8 protein-coding genes are annotated in these 21,223 nt (G+C 58.9%); 6 read left to right on the top strand and 2 right to left on the bottom strand.

Annotation, left to right across the window (positions count from 1 at the left end; all coding sequences use genetic code 11):
• The first annotated feature begins 122 nt into the window (after positions 1 to 122).
• Positions 123 to 497 (top strand): tetratricopeptide repeat protein, encoded by a 375-nt coding sequence (locus ACA044_RS23960; protein ID WP_497443570.1) that lies wholly within the window; start codon positions 123 to 125, stop codon positions 495 to 497.
• A 243-nt stretch (positions 498 to 740) separates the two neighbouring features.
• Positions 741 to 1,100: a PilZ domain-containing protein gene (locus ACA044_RS23955; protein WP_497443569.1), complete on the top strand. Its 360-nt coding sequence runs from the start codon at positions 741 to 743 to the stop codon at positions 1,098 to 1,100.
• 141 nt (positions 1,101 to 1,241) lie between these two features.
• Here the strand turns inward: ACA044_RS23955 and ACA044_RS23950 are convergent, their stop codons facing one another.
• A complete protein-coding gene (locus tag ACA044_RS23950) occupies positions 1,242 to 1,613 on the bottom strand; it encodes a DUF6124 family protein (protein WP_497443568.1) in 372 nt (123 codons plus the stop codon).
• 464 nt (positions 1,614 to 2,077) lie between these two features.
• Between ACA044_RS23950 and ACA044_RS23945 the strand changes: the two genes are divergently transcribed.
• The 4 genes from ACA044_RS23945 to ACA044_RS23930 all read left to right on the top strand — a co-directional run bounded on the left by ACA044_RS23945 (position 2,078) and on the right by ACA044_RS23930 (position 19,707).
• The gene (locus tag ACA044_RS23945) at positions 2,078 to 6,073 is read left to right on the top strand and encodes a hypothetical protein (protein WP_497443567.1); all 3,996 of its coding nucleotides are present in this window, start codon (positions 2,078 to 2,080) and stop codon (positions 6,071 to 6,073) included.
• 440 nt (positions 6,074 to 6,513) lie between these two features.
• Positions 6,514 to 11,205, top strand: coding sequence for a Tc toxin subunit A (locus ACA044_RS23940; RefSeq protein ID WP_497443566.1), 4,692 nt, complete (start codon positions 6,514 to 6,516; stop codon positions 11,203 to 11,205).
• A gap of 85 nt (positions 11,206 to 11,290) precedes the next feature.
• The gene (locus ACA044_RS23935) at positions 11,291 to 15,820 is read left to right on the top strand and encodes a Tc toxin subunit A-related protein (RefSeq protein WP_497443565.1); all 4,530 of its coding nucleotides are present in this window, start codon (positions 11,291 to 11,293) and stop codon (positions 15,818 to 15,820) included.
• Complete coding sequence (locus ACA044_RS23930; protein ID WP_497443564.1) at positions 15,817 to 19,707, top strand: hypothetical protein; 3,891 nt, start codon at positions 15,817 to 15,819, stop codon at positions 19,705 to 19,707. Before ACA044_RS23935 ends, ACA044_RS23930 begins: the two co-directional genes overlap by 4 nt.
• Before the next feature lie 23 nt (positions 19,708 to 19,730).
• On the opposite strand, the gene ACA044_RS23925 is transcribed toward ACA044_RS23930, so the two are convergent.
• A complete protein-coding gene (locus ACA044_RS23925; protein WP_497443563.1) occupies positions 19,731 to 21,062 on the bottom strand; it encodes a DUF58 domain-containing protein in 1,332 nt (443 codons plus the stop codon).
• Positions 21,063 to 21,223: the final 161 nt, after the last annotated feature.

Raw genomic sequence — 21,223 nt, 5'->3', positions numbered from 1 at the left:
GGAACTTGGTTTTTGTGAAGAGCTTAGTTATTGGTTTCTTTATTGAACGCGACAATTGGCACAAACCATCCTGAAGATTTCCACCCACGGGTCGATACAGAGCGCAAGACAGGAGATCCCCCATGCGATTCGTGCTCATTGCCGTCCTTGCCCTCAGTGTTGTGGGCTGCACCCGTTGGTCGATGAACCATCATTTGAATAATGCCTACAGTGCCTATGAACGTGGCAACTGCGAGCAGGTCATGCTTGAACTGTCCAAGGTCGATCGCGACAGTCGTTCCCGTCGCTATGTGCAGCCGGAAGTGTCGATGATGCGCGGTCAGTGCCTGGAGCGGCAGAAGCTGTTCATTGATGCGGCCCAGACTTATCAGTTCATCATCGCGTCCTACCCGCAAAGCGAATACGCCTACCGCGCCCGTGCCCGTCTGGAAACGTTGGAGAGCCTGGGGCATTACCCGACCCGCAGTGCGACGGCGGTGCGTCCGACCCGGTTCTGATTGAAGGCAGCATTCAAAGGCTGGCCGGCCGGTGCGGGTGAGCTATAGTCGAATAGATCGGTTTAGAGCCTTGTTTCTAATCGAGGTAACACCTGTGATCGGCAGCAGTAAGCGACAGCGGACGGATGGACTGTCGCACCAGGATCGGGGAGAGCGCGGCTTCTGCCTACAAAGCAATAGAGCAGGCCCCGTTCCGAAGCATTAGTGCGGCCCTGCTTAAGGGCCTTGCATGGCGAATAACGCATGTTCACTGACCGCCGGATCGAGCGGCATCAACTGCCGTATTTTCTCAAAGTGTTCAACAGCGTCACCGACAAGCCCATCGGCTTTCTGGGCAATCTGTCCGAGGACGGGCTGATGCTGATCAGCCAGTTGCCGATCATGGTGGGCGCCGTCTTTAATCTGCGCCTGAAGATCCCCATGGATGGCAACTGTCAGCAGGTTATCGACCTCAGCGCCTGTTGCCTGTGGTGCCACGAAGACGCAACCCCTCACCACTATGACGCCGGGTTCAGCCTGCAACGGGCACCGCCGGAGTATGGGCAATTGTTAACGGCGTTACAGCAGTACTTCAGCTTTCAGCCGTTGCCGGCGTCTGTTTGATTCAAAACTGCCAAAAGCTTCGCGAGCAAGCCCGCTCCCACAGTGATCTGCGGTGAACACTGAATTTTGTGATCAACGCTAACCACTGTGGGAGCGGGCTTGCCCGCGAAGGCGTCGGTACAGACAACCACTATTTGAAGGCTAGGCCGTAGCAATCGCCCGCTCGTTATCCAGCGCCTTCTCCGCCAGCAACAAGCCCATCTCGCTCAACTGATAGATCGCCATCGCCAGATGTCGCGGCTTGTCGTCCAGGCTGTCCGCCAGGTCGAGCAGCAGAATGCTGACCGACGAAAAGGTTTCGTAGGTCTGGATGGCCACGGCTTCGGGGTTCATGTTGGGGGCGACGATGAACATTTGCATGCCGCGATCCACGGAGTTGCGTGAGGGGGGAGCTTCGGGTTTGAGGTAGTGGTCGAGGGCTTTTTCGGCGGCCTCGTTGAGTTTTCTTGAATCGGGTGATTCGTAGGGGGAAATCGGGTCGGTTTCGGGGGGATTTGGTGTTGGTTTGAACATGTTTTTGCACACTCGTAGTTGGGGCCTTCACCTGTTCGCGACTAAACGAAAGGGTGGCGGCTGTAAGCAGGTTAGTCGACCGGGAGTGCACGAACCGGCGCGCCCTAGGGCGCCCTGCGAACAGCCACCATCGAGTGCGGGGATAGGGAATACCCGACTGGATGACGCTTATACGCAATGCACATGTTCCCGGGCGACTAAACCCGACCGCTGATTGGCAGCGGCACGGATCAAGTTACGGGACAGGCACAAGGCGCACAAGCCGGCGGATTCTGGCGGATCTGTAGGCAAATGCGCAACCCGTCGTAGCCTTCGGATGACGACGTTGAAGGCTTCTGAAATACACCTTTGTCGTGGGCTACCACTTGTCGGGACTGTCAGATTTTACAGGTACACACATCCGCGGGCGGGGCGTAGAAGGGAGGCAAATAGCCACGACAACCGCAAAAGTGAAGGGCGCGATCATGTCAGATGAAGAAAAATCCGTTTTTGAAACAATATCCCTTAATGACGGGCATTCGGAAAAACCTCTGGCCATGTCCGGTGACGACGGGGACAACGAACCACTTGCCCCGGCTCCGTTGCAGTGGATGGGGGTAGGCAAAACTCTCCTTGTTGATACAACGATGACTATCACATTCAACGTCCCTCAAAGTGATGGGTCACATCAAGTGCAGATGGATTACCATCATGCCGAAGGCAGTGCGAAAACGGTTATCAACAGGTTATGGTATCAGGGCCAGCAATGGCAGCACGTTACGATATCCAATCTTGCTGAATCGAATACCGCACGGTTTGATGCCGTGTGGTGGTACAAAGGCGAGCGTTCCCCATGGTCCTCTCAGCAGCTTGTAGTACGGCGCGCAGCCGCTTTTGATGCCGCTAATGTGGTTGTCGGGAGGGTGACAGGTACTGCCCGACAGGGCAGTGTCATAAAGCTTGTACGTCCCAATGTCGGCACGGAATTGAGTGAAACGGTCACGGTTGGCACGAGCGAGCGATGGAGCGTTAACTTGCTCTCGTCTGTAGCCCAAGGCGCGCAAGACTTCCTCATCCGGGAGGACCTTGCCGGGACGACAGGCCGATACACTCAGACAAAGACGCTCACCGTTCTCAAAGGGCCCTCCATTACGGCCCCGGTCACAACCCCGCCAACCGCTGATCAGCGACCCGTGATCTGGGGCCGGGGAGCACAGCCGGGAGCCAAAATTTTTGTTCACGTATCAAACTCAGGTCCGCAAGTCGTAGTCGACGCGGCGGTCAATGGCGATGGCACATGGAGCTCACCCAGTATCCATACGTTTGCGCTGGGGGGGCACCACTCCATTTCCGCCAGACAGGTCTTAGAGGGTGTCTACTCTGAGTGGGGGGGCAATCACCCGTTTTATCTTGTTGGCCCTCCTGTGATTACAACGCCCGGTTCGTTGCACACTGTGGAGATGACTTCGACGTTTGAAGGTACGGCCCCTGTGCGCCATTGGCAGAACTCGGTCAACTTACACTCGGAAACCACAAGCACTCACTTGGGCAGCGCTTCGGTCAATTACGAAACCGGGAGGTGGAGCAGATCGGTGACCTTGACGCCGGGCCCGCATTCGATTGTCGGCACCCACACCTATCTGGGCGTGACTTCAGTAGGCAGCACGCCGTTCACCCTACTTGTGCGGCCGCCCAAACCGACCCTGTTATCCAGGCTAAAAGGGGAAGGTGTTGAGCTGTACGGCACCGGCTATAACGGTGTTGGTGTTCGAATGGACATTCATCAACCCGGGTTCGGCACCTTTTACTTTGATGCACCAGTCAACTCGGGTAACTGGACGAAGGATATCCCGGAAACTTTTGTACCGGGCGGGTACGCACTCTCCGGTAGACAAAGCGTTTCCGACGGGGTGAGCGGGCGTATTTTCAACTCAGGCTGGGCTGATAATCTGTCTGTCAACGTCCCTACCCCCGTGCCGACGGGTATGACCGCCATCGTCAACGGGCAGATGGCCACCTTTTCCGGCAGAGGACGTCAGTGGGGCACGCATGAGGTCGTGGTCGTCATTTTCAACAATGGTGTAGACCTGCGCCCGACTGTACCAGCGGCCCCGGTGCGGACAAACCTCAGCTGGACCACCACGGCGAACGCCGAACTTGCGCCTGGTGTTTACACCAACCTGACCGCACGGCAATGGGTGAACAATCAGTGGTCCACTGACAGTGACAAGTTTTCGATGACCGTGGCCTCGCCTCCCCCCGAACTCAGCGAACCACGGTCGGATGTCCCCTCCGGACAGCGCCCGCAGATTTTCGGCAGAGCCTGGCCGGGGTCGACCATCGTTTTGAAGATTCCGGACAAACTGGATGAAACACTGACGGCCACGGGCGGCACGTTTACCCTGGACGCCGCCGAAGACTGGGCGCCGGCCACCTATACCCTCACGGCCACAGCGGCTTTCGGCGATGGGCAGCCGTCTTCACCGCGCACGCGAACGTTTACGGTAAAAGCTCCGGTGCCGATTATCACAACGGCCGACAACGCCGAGGTCGATCTCGTTCCGGTCATTGAGGGGACAGGTTTCCCGGGCTGTTGGGTGGTTATTTATTCGTCCACCCATCAGGAACTGGGGGGCGGACCGGTAGGCGAAGACAAAGAATGGACGGCGGAGCTGGCTGAGCGTGCCCCGGGTAATCTGATCATTTATGCTATTCAGAAAGAAACCCGAAGCAGTGCCAACATATCCGATGCGACCGCGAACCGGACGGTGAAGGTGCGCGTGCCGAAGCCCGGGATAACGGTGCCGGCGCCAAACGGCAGGCCGGCGCGGACGTCGAAGTTCACAGGCACAACGACTGCGTCGCAGGGCACCGTCGAGTTGTCGATCAAGGGTGAAAACCAGCCCTTTATTACAGACATTCCATTGAAGCCGGACGGCAGCTGGGAGGAAACGCTGACGCTGTCGGTGGGTGGTCCGAAAATCGTGGAGGCCAGACTTCGTCAAAAGACATACCTCAGTGACCCGTTCGAGCGTGTCGTCACGGTGGTGCCGAACGTGCCGGTGATCGATACCCCCGGTGATGGCGAAGCGCTGGGTCGTCTGCTAAGGATCTCTGGATTCGGTTATCCGGAGGATACCGTGCATGTCCAACGGACGGGCAATGCTTACAACTTCGAACCCGTCACGGTGAAGGAGGATGGCACCTGGTCGGCCAACTTCGTGCACAACATGATCGCCACCAACGGCATCAAGGTATTTGCGCGAGCCGGTGCGGGGCTGGACTCTCTCGCGTCGTCCACGAGTACTTTTCTCTTGCTCGGTCCGGCCCCACAAATCACCGAACCCCTGCCCGGCGACTGGGTCGGGATCAGACCGCTGTACAGTGGACTGGCCACGCCTGGGGCCAGCATCACCGTCGCTTCATGGTTCAACGCCGAAGACGTGCTGGCGCCGGCGACGGTGGCCGATGACGATGGGCGGTGGGCAGTGGTGGGCAACAAGGATCTGCCCGTCGGCGCAGCGCGGGTGATCATGCGCCAGACCGTGGACGGCAAGGCTTCGGAGTGGGCCGAGAGCGGGCGCTTCATGGTGGAGCGCAAGACTGCCCAGTTTGAAGCACCCACCGTGCATTTCCCGCTCGTGGGGCAAGAGGTTGGACGGCGGCCGATGTTCTCCGGCACGGGGGAGCCGGGGGCTGAAATCTTCATCTGCAAGGTGAATGACATGAGCACGGTATTGGCGACGACCCGGGTGGATCGCAACGGGAAGTGGGCGGTACGCTCGCAGATCGAATTGCCGGTGGCGGAAAGCGCTTATACCTATTCGGTGCGTCAATCGCGCGATGACGTCGTCTCGAAGTGGTTGTTGCCGAACCGCACTGCCAAGGTGATCCAGATGCCAGCCGCTTTTGAAAAGCCGATCATCGACTTGCCCGTGAACGATGCGGCCCAGGAACTCGAGTGCCGACCGGTGTTTGCCGGCAGAGGCATGCCCGGTGCGGAGCTCAAGGTGTATCGCCATAGCACCACGACCGTGCTCGCGACGACGAGAGTGGATGCGCAAGGCAACTGGTCGGTTCGCTGCGCGGTTGAGCTGGCGGTGCAGACGAATGCCCATCAGATCGCGGCTCAGCAGAACATGGACGGTCAACTCTCAGCCTGGTCGGGCATTGCCATGAACTTCAAGGTTGCCGAAAACATTGACCGCCCCGTGATCGTCAGCCCGGTCGCGGACGCCCAGATATCCCCTCGCGAAGTGATCCGCGGCACGGCAATGCCGGGGGTGGAAGTGCGGCTCTACAGATCGGGCAACCCCAATGTCGTTTGGGGCAAAGGTGTTGCCGATGCGCTGGGGCAATGGGTGATCGTGACCGGTGGGCTGCCGCTGGGGGACTTCAGGATGGCAGGGAAAGGGTACAAAGACACCCTGCAATCTCCCTGGATGCTCGAGCGTGATTTCACGGTGATCGATGCCGGCTGACGCTTTGCTGTTTCCTTAAGATCTGGCCCTCTGTGAGTAATGCTGTTCACTTAAGCAATTTCAGCCTCGACGCATTTTTTGTAGCAGCTGCCGAAGGATGCGTTCGGCTGCGCAGCAGTCGTGAGTCCGGCTGCCGTGGTGTACCTGACGCACCGCAATGACTGATGATACGACTGCTTCGCAGCCGAACGCAGGCTTCGCCAGCTGCTACAGATCGCATCACGGCTTAAGTGAACAGCATTGGGCCCTCTGTGAGGGCCATTTTTTTGTCCGCTGCAAATGGCATCCATGGCTACGCCTTCCGACCAGCGGTCATCCAGCCTGTCAGATCTGACAGTAGACCTACCCTTGTCAGCAAGCGCTAAATCAACCTGACGCAAGCAACCGCCAACCCGCTGAAGGGATCCGGCCCTGGTTTTGCCTGAAGGGAAAATAGCGCAATGAATGCATCCGACAATCGTCCGATTCACCAATTAGTCAAGGCTGTGCTGGGGGAGGAGCGCATTGATGCAGCCCTGCCTTTCGACAAATACATCGCACAGAACCCCAGCGTATTCGACTTGATAAAACTGGGCGCTGGCGGGTTGCAGAAGCTTGGTCTGGGCCGCGAACAGGCCCGCTCGTTGATCGTCCGTGGCAATGCCCTGGCGTTGTACATAGCCAGGGTGTATCGCGAGCAGAGCCTGCGCGCTGCACCGACGCCAGACGATGAAAAGGCGTCGGTGACGTTGCCCACGTACAAGGAACAGTTCAATCCGGATGTCGATGGCGCCGCCCCGCCTGGCAGCCCTGAGCATGGCGCTTCGACCACTGCTTACATGGTGGCCCTGCGTGAATGGGTACGAGACAACATCGTGCCGCAGGGCGATCCAGCCCAGGCCATCGCGCTGGATGAGTGCCGGCCGGATGTGGATCAATTGCTGATCGACGAGATGGCGATCAACCGCGTGCAGTCGCGGCTGGAAATCGCCAACGCGGTGCTTGAAGCTCAAGTCTTGTCCCGGCCCGGCATCGACTTTCCGACCGTTAAGACGTACCTGCGCACGATCCGTTTTCACAACAGCCTGCCCTACGACCACGACTGGGAAAGCATCACTCATGTTGTCGGCGAGGCGGTAAAGAATGGGGCACTCGGGGACATCATTCGCCGGGTCGACCTGGATTACCCATATTTCAAGAACCCGGGCGCCCGGGGCGATCGCGCCGATGTGGCCTTGCAGTTGAGCTGCGGCATCGGGCCGCTGCATTTGTCGTTGCTGCTGGAAGACCCGTACTTTCCCTTGACTGCCGCGATGGCCAACGCACCACTGTGGAGGGCGGATCCGCGTACGCGGCTGGTCGATGCGGATCCGCAAAAGTCCGCCGCCGATTTCTATCCCGACAACTTTGGCAGCCTGGCGAATTTCCTCGAAAGCCTGCGCAGGCTGTGGATTTTCAAGGATGCAACACGCCTTGATCAACGCCAGGTCGATTGCTTGTTGGGGAGTGGTGCCTTTACGCCCACACTTTCGGCCAACGCCCCGGTGCTGGGTAACCCGGATGATCTGCTGACGGGGGTAACGGCAGGTGCCCGTTATATCCATGGGGGGGAGCACCCTGCTATCGATATCGTACCAAGCAGCATGGGAGCTCGGTTCGAGCTGATTCATGTGGGCGAGACGAATTTCGAGGCTCTGGAACACCGCATGGACCGGATCAATCGCAAGTGCCGGCTGGATCGCATGCTGCAGTTGCCCAGCCATCAGGTCGATCAATTGCTCGTCGCGGCAATGAACGCCGAACGTCGCGGCACCGGGGAACTGTCGATCTGGATTCGCCCCAATACCCTGCGCTGTCTGGGGCTGTTCAAGGAGTTGAACACGGCATACGACTGTAAGGCCGAAGAGTTCGCGGCGTTCATCGACGTGCTGTCGGTGTACGGCCAGGACGGGCAACTGTCGCACTTTGACCGGGTGTACAACCGAGAGGCGATGTATGAACGAAACCTGCGCATCGACAATGTCGAGTTTGCCATCGTGCCGCGCACCGAAGCCGAGCAGCTGACGGTGCATCAGATTTGCAGCGCGCTGGACATCAACTTCGAGACCTACCGCTACCTGGCCACGGTGATCGCCGAGGTCTATGGCCTCAAGACACACTTGCAGCGCAGCCTGGCGATTCTTTCCAGTTTCTGGCGCCTGGTGCGGCTGGGGCGACTGTTCGGGCTGACGCCTATCGAGTCGACCGCGCTGCTGCAAACCCTGAGCGAAGGTCAAGGTCTGGTGGCGCAATTGGCGGGTGAGCCGGCGGTGTCCAGTTACGGCTCGGGAGACGGCGCGGATGCGTTGAGCGCCATCCGCGGACTAATGACCGCTGCGGCATGGGCTCGGGACTACGATTTACCGGTGCTGTGGTTGGTGCAAAACGTCAACCCTGTGTATGTGCCGACCGTTTGGTCGCAGGCCCAGGAGCAGTTTCTGCGGCAATTGCGCAGCCAGGCGCAGCCGGTATTGGTGGAAGAGGCCACGCTGCTGGAGGAAGGTGCACCGCTGCGGGACAGTAATGAGCAGCTCATCCAGTGGCTGACGCTGCTGAACCCGCTGGTGGACGACCAAGGGCTGGTGATCGGGCGCCATGGTGAAACCGAGGCCCAGTATCTGGTGCGTGCCGACGCCGTGATCAAGGATTTGGTGAAGGGGCTCTTTCCGAAGGAGGTCGAGCCCGTGCCCGAGCCGGAGGAAGATTATGCCGCCAGGATCAAGCCCCTGGAAACCCTCATCCGCACCATCGTACTGCGTTGCCGAGACGAGCAGCGGGTGGTGGTGGAGGAAGGCATTTCGGTTTATCTGAAACTGGATTCCTTGCTGGCCGCGCAGGTGTTGTCCTGGGCTCAGGGTCATCCCTATGACTTTTTGCAAGAGGCCATGACGCTGCAGCCCGCACGCCTGCAACAGGTGCTGGAGAAACCGGATTCATTCCTGCAAATGCTCGCGGAGCTGGAGCGGCGCGGCCGGATTGCCAACAAGCTTGAACTGAGCCCGCCAATGCTCGCCACGCTGCTGACGGGCGAACAGTATCAATGGTTCAGTCTACAGAGCCCGTACGAGATCTCGATCCAGGCAGTGTACTACCTGGCGTTCTACCGCCGGCTGATTACCCGGGCCCGCCAGCCCGAGGAAAAAATGCTCGACTACCTGCTTCAAGTCAACCAGTTGCCCGACGACCTGAGTGAGGACGGATTGCGCCTGGTTCGTGATGCCGCCGCCGACAAGCTGGCCACCTATTTCGGCTGCGGGATCCGGCATGTGCTCGAATGCGCCGAGCACATCAATCACGAGATCGAAGGCAGCGATAGCCCGGCCCGGCCCATTCTGCGCAATCTGGCGCACCTTGATGTGCTGGATCGTACATTGGAGCTGGCCAGGCACGGGATGGATGCCACGGCAGCGCTGCGCCTGGGCACGTTGTACCCGCTGGATCTGGAACCGGCCTATGCCTTGGCCGCGCAAAGCGCGCTGGAAAGCCTGGCCCGATTCAATGCCATGAGCACCGCCCAGGATTCGGCGGAAGTCGGGCAGAGTTTCACCACCCGCTGCGTGGTGGACAACTCGACCCTGATCGCGAACCTGCCACAGGAAGTGGCGGAGTTCGAATGCTTGCTGCTCGACTTTTACGGTGAGCCGCTCAAGGGCGTGGACATTCACTGGGCGACAGACCTGGGGGCGATGCTCACGCCGGTGACCCGCACCGATCATCAGGGGCGGGCCTGGGCCCGGCTCCAGGCGGGGGCGCGGATGGGCACCGCCCATGTGTCGTTCAATTTGCCGCTGTATGAGCCGGTGTATGCGCCGTCGGTGGTGATCGATTGCGATGAGGCGACCCTGAAGTTCAATTCCGAATTGAGCGGGCTGCCGCCCCAAGATCCGGTGTTGGCGGGGCGTCTGTGGGAGCAGGAGATGTACGCTGTGCTGATCGACGATTATGGCAACCGGGGGGCTCATCGCCAGGTGGCCTGGTCCACCACGCTGGGGGAAATCCGCCCCAGCCAGACGTACACCGACAAGGATGGCCTGAGCCGGGTGTGGATCTCCAGTTCCAGTCCGGGCAATGCCATCATTGCGGTCGGCAACGTGGAGGGCAGCCACAAGCTCACCTTCGGCCGTCCCATTGTGTTTGCCGACAAGCCACGGATTCTCGACAAGCCTGCTGTCACCGCGGTGGCGATGGCCGGTCATGCCTTGCCGGTGCGCTGCCGGGTTGTCGGGCTCGACGATGAACCCGACGCGGGCGAGACGGTGATGTGGTGGACGAGTGTCGATCCGACCAAAGTCGAGCGAGCCAGCGGTGCGAACGGGTTCTCCGATTTTTCGGTGGCAAGTCCTCAGCCTGGTGATCTGACGATCTACGCACAACTGGGCGCTGATCCCGTGGTCGAGGTCAAGGTGTGGGTGGCGAGTGACGCCGTGATTCAGAACTATTCGCAGGTCATTCGCTTCCCGGTGGCCGGCGCGACGCGGCCGACGTTGCTGTGGGTGGATGTGAAGGAGTCGAGCGCCGAGGATGCGGAGCCGGTTGGCAATTATCCGGTGTTGTGGAAGGTCAATTCGACGCTACCCGTGGAGGTGTCCATTGCGACCGATGCGCAAGGTCGAGCGGTGTATCCGTTCAACTCGACGTCGGCTGGCCAATTTGAAGTGACCGCTGAGCTGGAGCTCCATCCGCCGCGCACACAACGGTTCGATTTGACTGTCGTTCGCGCCTTCGAATGGAAAGTCGAGCTGATCACGATTGAATCCGGCGGCGAAATCCGTGTGCCGATCACCCCCGGCACCGACGAGCTCACCCTGTTCAGAAACGGCCATTACCGCCTCGAAATCGCTCCGGCCGACGCCTCGCAACTCAAGGGCAGCCAGGGTGCGCTCGGGTGGAGTTCCGACTATTCCACCCAGGCGCTGGGAATGGTGTTCACCCCACCTTTGGCCACGCGCTTCGAGTTCACCGATGCCCCCTATCAGGTGGCGATCCGCACCGCCGACATCCGAAACGGTCGGTTCCAGTTGAGCCTGTTCTGCGACCGCTTGAATGAGGCACTGGTGATCGAAGGCACCTTGGGCAAACGCCCCGTCACCCGACGTTCATCGTCGACATCATGAACTGTTTGGTTGTCCAGAGCCCCGGCCTGAACACTGCGTTTGCAGGCCGGTCGGGTCATCACCCAGCGACAGGGAGAAAAACACAATGGAAACGCTGCAAATCAATGAGCTGACGCAACGTTACACGGCGGCGATGGTGGAGGCGGTGCTGGGCCAGAGGCTATGGTCAGGTGCCGTCACCCTGCGTACCTCCGACGAATTGAGCGAATATCTGATGCTCGATGTCCAGGACAGTGCGCAATTGGAGGCCACCCGGATTTCCTCGACCGTGCGGACGTTGCAGCAACATATCCAGTCGGTTTACAGCGGCATGGAAAAGGGTTTCGAAAACAGCCATTTCGAAGAGGAGGACTTGCAGTATTGGTACGGGATTCTGAGTCACTACAGCACATGGTCGGCCAATGTGCTGCTCAAGGATCAAGCGGAAAACTACATTGTCCCGTCACTGCGCCTGAACAAAACCACGCTGTTTCGGGCGCTGGAAAACAGTCTTAATCAGATGCGCCTGAGTACCGGATCGGTGCAAAGGGGCTTGATGGAGTACACCCAGGCCTTCCAGCGCATCTGTGATCTTGATGTGCTCAGCGGCTACATCGACGGACCGAACGTTCAGGACGCACGCTATTACCTGATCGGGCAGGAACGGACAGCACCGTTTGCTTACTACTTGCGCAATGTCAAAGTCGAACTGGACAACGTCAGCAAAAAAATCAACCCGGCTGCCTGGGGTGAATGGCAGAAGATCGATATCGCCACCACGGGCACTGTGGTGGACATCCGCTGCGTGAATTGGCTGGGGCTCCCGGTTTTGGTCTGGTGTGAGTGGCGTGAGCGCCAGGTCGATAGCAACGGCGTGGTGCAGACACCCTGGTCGCTGGAAATCAAGCTGTCCTTCAGCTCCCTGAACGGTCAGTGGTCGGCGCCGCTGTCGCTGCATCGGCGTGACTGCGAGTACGACGTGTCCAATGGCCGGTTGACGGTTGTGTCACTGGGCGACGGTGATCCGAAGGACGATCGGTTGGCCGTTTGTTACACCAACCGCCATGGCCTGGACGGGCCGGCCTCGTTCCATGAAATCGAAATTCATGAAACCCGCGATGCGTTGTTCCGCAAGGTGGCCGATGACACCGCGACCCTGCTGACGATGACCTTTGGCCGTTTCAGGAACGCCGCCAGCCTGCAACAAAAAGTGGTGCCGCAGGATTATTCGACGGTCACTGTGACCAGCACGCCGTTAGTCCTTGGCACAATCAACGATAACTTGTTTCTGGACGCCATTTTTACCCTCGAGCAGGGAGCGGACAATAACTTCTATCAGGTGCTCAGAGTTAGGGGGCGCTGCGATGCGGTGCGTGAAGCCGGGCGCGTCCTCCTGCGTTTGACGGTCGGTTGGAGGGCGGTGGGGAGCAATACCTCGTTCGATGTCAGCATTGTCGATGCCGGCGAGAAGCAGTTGCGCATCACGCTGACCACGCGGGAAAAGCCGACGCAGACTTATGACGTGCAACTGCCCATAGGCGCTAACAAGGAAACTGTCCGCTCATTCGTCGTCGATGACTTCAAGGAAACATCGCTCGGTGACGGGATCTGGGTGGCGGAAGCCGTTGCCACGCTTTCTGCGACTGCATTGACGTATCTGCTTGGAAGAACACAAGACGAGATTCGGGCCGGTGCCGGTTTTTCCATTTCCGGCCTGGGTGACGCCGTGCTCAATGAGCAAAATCAGGTGGTACCGAGGATTCTCTATGCCCCTGTGGTCTTCAATCTCGCATTGACTCCACTAGTTGATGGCGATCCACTGCCTTGGACCTCGACCGGCGTGCTGGACGGTCAATATGCGACGCCGTGGCGGACATATCGCCGTCTAGTCCCATCGATGGTCAACGACAATACGCCTATCGTTCCGCGGTGGGAGTTTTCTTTCGGTGATATAGCAGGGGGAAAAGTAGGATACGGGCGCAACAAGTTCATCGTCGAACTGAAGGAGAACCCGCGTCTGTACACCACCCCGTCCCTCGACAAGAGCAGCACCGAGGGGGCGCAATTTCTGAGTTTCAACAACAGCCAACAGGCGCTCAAGTACTCACGGGTGAACTCCACCTTCGGTCCGGTGCTGACCAGTCGCGCGGCGGTGTCGGTCGATGCGTTGCTTTCCTGGGACACCCAGCATGTCGACGAGCCGCTCATGCCCTCTGGAGAGATTGAGGAAAACGGGCCCTTCGACGGCTGCAACGGTTTGTACTTCTGGGAGTTGTTTTTCCATACACCGGATCTGGTGGGTGCACGCTTGTCGGCGGAAGGCCGTTACCACGAAGCGCAGAGTTGGTACGAGTACGTCTTCAACCCATTGGCGCGCAAGATCAAGCCGCCGGAGAACCCGCAGCCCGGGGATCCGGTGGTAATCCCGGCGCCGGCGTACTGGCGTTGCCGTCCGCTGCAAAACGAGAACATCGAAATCTCGTATGAACGCGCGGCGCCGTCGGATCCGGACGCGATCGGTTATACCGCACCGATTCACTTCAAGATCGCCATTTTTCTGCGTTATGTGGAAAACCTGATCGAGTGGGGCGACGGCCTCTATCGCCAACTGGATTACGACAGCATGGTTCACGCCGCGCTGAACTACAGCAGGGCACGGACGTTGATCGGCGAAGAACCGGTCACCCGAACGGCCAGCACATGGCAACCCAAGCCACTCAAAGACGTGCTGATGAGTGTCAGAGGGCGCGATCCCCTAAAAGCCTTCGAAGCCGACTTTGAACTCAGCCTGGCCGATCTGCCCTCCGGCATGCTGACCACGCCGCGTTTCGACCTGTTGGGCTCAGGTGTGTTTCGCCCCGGGCTCAATGAGCGTCCCAAAGCCTTGTGGGACCTGCTCAACGCGCGGCTGAACAACCTGCGCAACAACCGCTCGATCGACGGTCAGCGGCTGTCGATTCCGCTGTTCAGCCCGACCATGGATCCGTTGGAGCTGTTGCGGGCGCAAGCCAATGGCAATCTGGGAACGTCCCGCAACCCGGGCGGGCAGGTGCAGGTCGTGCCTTACAAATGGCAAACCGTGCATAACCTGGCACTGCAGGGCGTGGAGTTTCTGATCCAGCAAGAGGATCAGCTCAGGTCATGGCTGGAACAGCGTGACCGGGGCGAACTGGAGGAGTTGCATCAAGGCCATATTATCGAGCAGGCCGTCTATGTCCGCTCGATCCACGAGGCGACGATCGCCCAGCATGAGGCCACCGCTGCGTCATTGCGACAAAGCGAAAGCATGGTCAAGGCCCGCGCGCAGCACTATCAGAACTTGATCGATGAAGGGGTTTCCGAGGCTGAGTACGGCGTTCTGGAAAAAAGTATGGTTGCCCGATATGTCGCCGCAGGCGCCGGAGTATTGAGAACAGCGGGGGCGGCACTGGATCTGGCTCCCAATATCTTTGGGACATCCAACGGCGGTATGCGTCTGGCGGCTGTCCCGTACGCTTTCGCCGAGGCGGCTCAACTGACGGCGGATCTGATGATGCGCGAAGCCGAAGAGGCCAGCATCATCGAGCAGCAGAGGCGGCGCCAGCAAGAATGGGAGCTGGCGCGCGACCAGTCCAATGCCGAGGCACGGGTGTTGCGCGAGCAACTGCTGGCCCAGGACCACGCGATCAGCGCCGCGAAGGCCAGCCTGCAACAGACTGAAATAGCCAATAACCAGGCCAAGGCGGTGTACGCGTTCTACAAGAACCGCAGTACCGGACTCGAGTTGAGCAAATGGGTCGTTGGGCAAGTGAAGACGTTGATCTACCAGGTTTACGACGTGGTCGCCGGCCTGTGCCTGTGTGCCGAAACCTGTTGGCAGTATGAAATGGCCGACTACAAGACCCGTTTTATCCGCCCGGATGTCTGGATGGACACCTACCATGGGTTCACGACCGGTTCTTCGCTGAAGCTGGATCTGCTGAGGATGGCGGCTGCGCGTATCAAGCGCGACGAGCACCGGCTGCAGTTGGTGAAAACGATTTCCCTCAAGACGCTGATGGGCGAGACCAAGTGGAAGGACGGCATAGATGACGGAGAACTGAAGTTCCAACTGAACGAACGACTCTTCAATGAAGACTATCCGGGGCACTACCGCCGTCAGGTCAAGGGGGTATCACTGACCTTTCCTGGCTTGTTGGGGCCTTACCAGAATATTTGTGCCTCGCTGGTGCAAACCGGCAGTTCCACAATTCTTGAGCCGGAAATCGAGACCGTCAAATACCTGCACAATACTTCGTCCGCTACAGCGGTTCCAGGTTCTCTGGTGCAGAACCTGCGTCCTTACCAGCAGATAGGGTTGTCTTTGGGGCTGGACGACAACGGCATTGTCGATGCTGTGGATGATGGCCGTTACGCACCTTTTGAAGGCACGGGCGCCCATGCCGACTATGTCTTGTCGTTCCCCAGGTTTGGCGAGTCTCCCCAAGAGAGTCTCCTGCAGTCTTTGACGGACATCATCCTGACACTGAGGTATCAAGCCCGGGACGGAGGGCGGGATTTCGCCATCGCTGTTGAGGGCTTGCCCAAACTTACCTCCGAAATCAGTTCGCCCGATCAGGCCACGGGTACCCAACGCGCAAGGAAGACGCAGCCATGAACGAAGAAAATGTTTACGCCAGCCACAACTTCATTCTCAACGGCGACTTTCAGAGTGATCTGAACGACTGGTTCATCAATGACGAAAGTAAAGTCACCCGGCAGGAAGGGCTATGGCAGGGCAAAACGATCGGCTTCATGAATGCCGTCAATATGGGTGAGGGCTATCAGACGATTAACCTGGCATCGTTGCCGCACCCTGAACCCGGCAAGGCGGATTACAAGCTGATTTTCTGGTACGAGGCGGTACGAGACGCCGTAGGTACGCTGCGGATCAATCCTGGATTGGGCGGGGAAGTGGATCTGACGCTTGCACCCTCGCGTGAGGCCGAGCCCGAACAAGAGTTGGGCCCCGACGAACTTCTGCTGGATCTCAAACTCGCCGAGTACATTCACCTGCTCACCCTCGATTCTGCGGAAACTAGGGTCAGGTTTACCGTCATCAGTCCGGATAATGGCGGGGTGGGCAGGCCAGGCGCCGTGCGGGTCGCTTTCGTGCGTTTGGAGTTGCTGCTGGAGCCGTTGCAGCTGGACGGTGTGACGATCGATGGCGAACCACAATCCCCCGATGAAAAGCTGCACCTGTGCTTTGGCGCCAGTCATGACGTAGCGCTGCAACTGGCGAGAGACAGTGTGTGGAATGGAACGCACGCAGGGTTGCTGGTGAACGGCGGCGTGTCTGATCCCGAGGGCGTTCTCAATGCCGGCCCACGGTGGGGGCAAGAGCATCCAGTCAGCGACCTGTGGACGATAACCTGCGCCGGGATTGTTGAAGACAAGGAAGTTGAGCACACCCTGGACGTGCGCAGTTATTACACCGCCGACCTGTATCCGTTGCGCACGGTTTCCGGCCATTTTCAGCTGGATGTCATCGCGCTGCAGGAGGCCGCCTACTATCCGGTGATCGACCTCAATCAGAGCGTGGAACTGCGTGTGCGGGTGGAGTCCCATTACACCAAAACGCCCCTGGCCAATCGCGTGGTCACCTGGACGTTGAAAGGCTCGACGCCTGCGGACGATATCGTGTTGGACATGCAACCCTCGGACGGGAACGGCGAGGCCGGTTTTACCTGGACACCGGACGTAGAAGGCGACTGGGAGATCGTGGCTTCGGTCGACAGCCACTATAAAAAGGAAGACGCCCGGCATGGGTTCAAAGTGTGTGTATTGAAGGAAGACCCATGGTTGAGCGCGACTTTTGCGCTGGATGGATCGCCCCGTGAATGGATTTGGGGTGCGGAAACCGGCTACCCCTGCCGCGGCGCCACCCATGAAGTAAGGCTGGCGTTCCCGACAAACCACGCATTGGCCGATTCTGAGCTGTCGCTGTATTGGACGGGGGAGGACACACCTGAGGGACTGGGTGTGACATTCAACCCCGAGCTTGTGACCGGGAAACCCGTTGAGGAGAACGGGTTGGTGTGGAGCATGGCGTGTGAAGACCGAAGAGACAGTGTTTTTGAATTCAATGTCAGCTGCTCGAAATTGCTCAACCGGTCTCCCTCGCAAACGCTGAACCTGGCCCACAACTGGTTGGTTATCGGGGATGTGAACCCGCCGTCGAGATTTCCTGCGGTGGGCGGTCCGAAGCTTGCGATGTCCGTTCAGATTCGCTCGCAAGTGCCCGGTGTGAAGGAAGTCCAGGGGGTTGATGTTCAGTGGTGCATTGATGGAGCGCAAGAGCCCACGCTGCAGACGGGAGCAGACGGCTGGTGTGGATACCTGTACGACCCTGTCGCAGAAGGCGGCCCATTCAAGATCAAGGCAAAAGCCGTCAGCCCTTACGATGACGCGGAGCCGGAGCATGAGTTCACGGTCACGGTATTGGCTGAGGATCCATGGCGCAAGCTGGTAACGGTGACATTGGATGGCCGGAAAGAGGAATCGGTCGGACTCCTCTGTTTTCGCGATGCACAGCCGGTGGACCTGCTGATCTTGCCCGGTGACGACACCCTGTTGGACGAATACATCTACCTGGATCTGAAAAGTGAAGGCGATGCCGACTTGGGCTTTGATTTCGATCCTCCGATGAAAGACAAGCGTCGATTGACCAGGGACGGGTTGATCTGGAAGGTCAGTTCAACCTCCGATGTCAGTGCGCGTTTCAAGTTAGATGTGTGTCATGAGGAATTTGAGCAGCCTTTTGAGTTGCAGGGGCGATTGCTGTCAAAAACACTTGAGGGAGAGGGGACGTTCACGTTCGACAACAAAAAATTGGCTTTCGGGAGTACGGCCTATCCCTGTCTGGGAGGGCTGCACACCTTAGGCTTTACGCCAAACCCCGACAGCCTGTTGACCGGGCTTGAGGTCGCTGCGAAGTGGGCCCCAGACAATGCCCTCGATGTGACGTTGGCGCCTGACACTGCGCATGATCTACCAAGCAATGGTCTGGAGTGGACGCTGGACGCTCGCGCCAGTACCGAAAGCGGCGCATTGGGGCTCTCGCTGGAGCTCGGTCAGGCCGGGTTCACTTACCCCCCGGTGGCTATGTCGCTGGGCCACAACCGAATCAAGATAGCCGATGTACGTGGGCCCACTTTTGATTTGTTTGTGGGCAAGACCGCCTTTCTGGATATCAAGGCCCAGTCGTATTACACCGAGCGGTCAGTACCCGGTGTCGTGGTCAGCTATGAGGATGGCGACACTGTTACGCCGGTTCCGACACAGGAGACTGGCTGGGCACGCTTTACCTATACAGCCGCACAAGCGGGCGATGTGGAAGTGATCGCCACGGTGCCAAGCCCTTACGATGGCCCCGATGCTTCCCCCGCTTTTACATTTGAATTCACAGTGTTGGCCGCGAGAGTCGGGGAATCCGATTCATTCACTGTGCCGGCTTCCACCACGCTGACGGGAGAGGGATTACTCATGTCTGAAGAGCAGGAACCAGGACACAACGCTATCGAGATTGGCGAGGTGCGCGAGGCCGCTATTGATCCGGTGGTAGGCGAAACCGTCCGGTTGGGCGTCAAGGTACGCGCGTCCGGAACCCGACGGGCCGCCTCCGGTGTAGAGGTGGTCTTTACGGCCGAGCAAGAGCATGCACGGGTAAAAACGGATAGCGAGGGGTGGGCGTATTTTGCCTACAAGGCCGAACAGGCAAAGGATGTTCAGGTGGTCGCCACGCTGGAAAGTGTCAGCGATGGCACTGAGATGGCTCCGTCCCATACCTTCCGTTTCAAGGCGCTGGCGGCGGGTGTCTGGGACGATGCCCGGATTCAGCTGAACGCTGACGTTCCTTCAACAGTCTGGGGCGAAGAGACCAAGTTTCCTCGGATTACTCAAGCTCATACCATCAAGTTGGTGGTCGACAATCCGAGCAGTCATTTGCGTGGACGTGACATTTGCCTGAGGCTGAAGGGGTATTCATCAGCGGCGGAGTTGGGAATAACGAGAGTGGATCCTCCATTGGGCGCTGTCCGAAGATTGGACTCGGCCGAATTGAGCTGGAGCGTTAGCGGCACGATCGGCGGGGCTTACAACCTGCAACTTGAGGCATCGCGCCTGCTCAAGCAATCGCCGGTCAATGCGATGTCGTTGGGGCCGGTTCCTTCTGCCGGGCTGCCTGCCGGTATTGTCTATCGCGTGCGAAATCAACAGTGCGAAATCAAGGATTCCGAGATTGTCGTGAAGATTCCGCTGGGGAGCCCGGTCGAGTTCAGCATCTCGGTTCCGCCAGAATGTCTGAACGAGTCGGTGTCGTTCCAACGGCTTGGAGAGTTTGATATGGGATTCGACCCGGGACTGGATTCCCCACGCAAGTTCAACGAACTGACTTTGGCATGGACTGTGATCGCTTCGAGATGGGGCGTTGAAGATTACATCTATCAGCTGACGTTCTCTCAATACCCGGATTCTCCACAAATACTGAGATTCCTGATTGAGTAACCGGATGCAGGTTTGATCGAAGGTTAGAAGGCTCCCGCTTTCTTCCAGCTCAAGTACCGCGTCACCAGTTCGGCCCCCAACTCCCCGGGCCGGGCTTCCAGCACCGCAACGCCATGAGCACTCAAGCGCTCATGGCGTTGCGCGCTTGCGTTCAGGTAATCCACCGTCCCGCAATAGGCCAGTGCTTCGTCCTGAGTCTGTACCGGGCGATGGCGTATTTCATCGAGCACGTTTTCCCGAAGGCTCGCCACGAGCACACGATGCTGCAGGTTCAGGCGTTTGACAGCGGTCAGCAATTGCTCATCGTCTTCGTCGCGCAAATTGGTGATCAGTATCACCAGTGCCCGGCGCTTCTGTCTGGTCAGCAATTGATTCGCCGCAGACTGGTAGTCGGCGGTTCGTTGACTGCTGTCGAGGTCGTAGACAGTGTTGAGCAGGACCTTGAGTTGTTCGGTGCCCTTGACCGGGGCGAGGTAGCGCGGCTGTTCGCTAGCAAAGGTGCTCAGGCCCACCGCATCACCCTGGCGCAAGGCGATGTAACTGAGCAGCAGGCAGGCGTTGAGCGCATGGTCGAAGTGCGACAGTTCATCATCCTGGCTGCGCATGCGCCGGCCACAATCGAGCATGAAGATAATCTGTTGGTCGCGCTCGTCCTGATATTCACGGGCGATGGGCGTGCGTTGCCTGGCCGTGGCTTTCCAGTCGATCTGGCGCAGGCTGTCGCCTTCTCTGAATTCGCGCAGCTGATGAAACTCCAGGCCCAGACCGCGCCGTTGACGTTGGCGCACGCCGAGTTGGCTGAGCCAGTTGTCCACTGCCAGCAGTTGGCCGCCGTAGAGGCGGGCGAAATCGGGGTAGACGCGGGTGTTGTCGACCACGTTCAGCAGGCGTTTGTCGGACCATAAACCCATTGGGCTCGGCAGGTTGATTTCGCAGTGTTCGAAGCTGAAGTGCCCGCGTTTGAGGGGCCGTAGCCGATAGCCGATCTGGCTGTGCTGGCCGGGTTGCAGTTCGACCGACAGTGAAAGATTTTCGAAGCTCAGGCCGTCAGGTACATGATCGAAGATGTGTACGTTCAGTGGTTGAGCAAAATCATGCTCGACCTCCAGCCGTACTTCACCCCAGCGACCGAGGGCCAGACTGCCGGGCATCTGCCGCTGTACGCGGGGCGAGGGCAGGCGTTTGAGGCGGATGGCGTCGAGTATCGCCAGGGCCAGCAGGGCCAGTAGTAATCCCCAGTTGATTGACAAGAGGCTTGATGGAACGGCGATGTCCAGTGCCCGCAAGGTGCCGAGCACGATGCCGATGGCCAGCAGCACTGCGAGCCAGATCAGAAGGAGGCGCGAGGGTTTCATTGGCGCACATCGCTTGTGGCGAGGGAGCTTGCTCCCGCTGGGGTGCGAAGCAGCCCCAAAACCATCCGACACGGAGTGTCAGGTAAAACGCGTCTACCTGTATTGCGACTGCTGCGCAGCCGAACGGGAGCAAACTCCCTCGCCACAGGGTTGGTCCGCAT

The organism is Pseudomonas sp. LBUM1673 (assembly GCF_059695645.1).
This window is presented reverse-complemented; position numbering and strand designations above follow the sequence as displayed.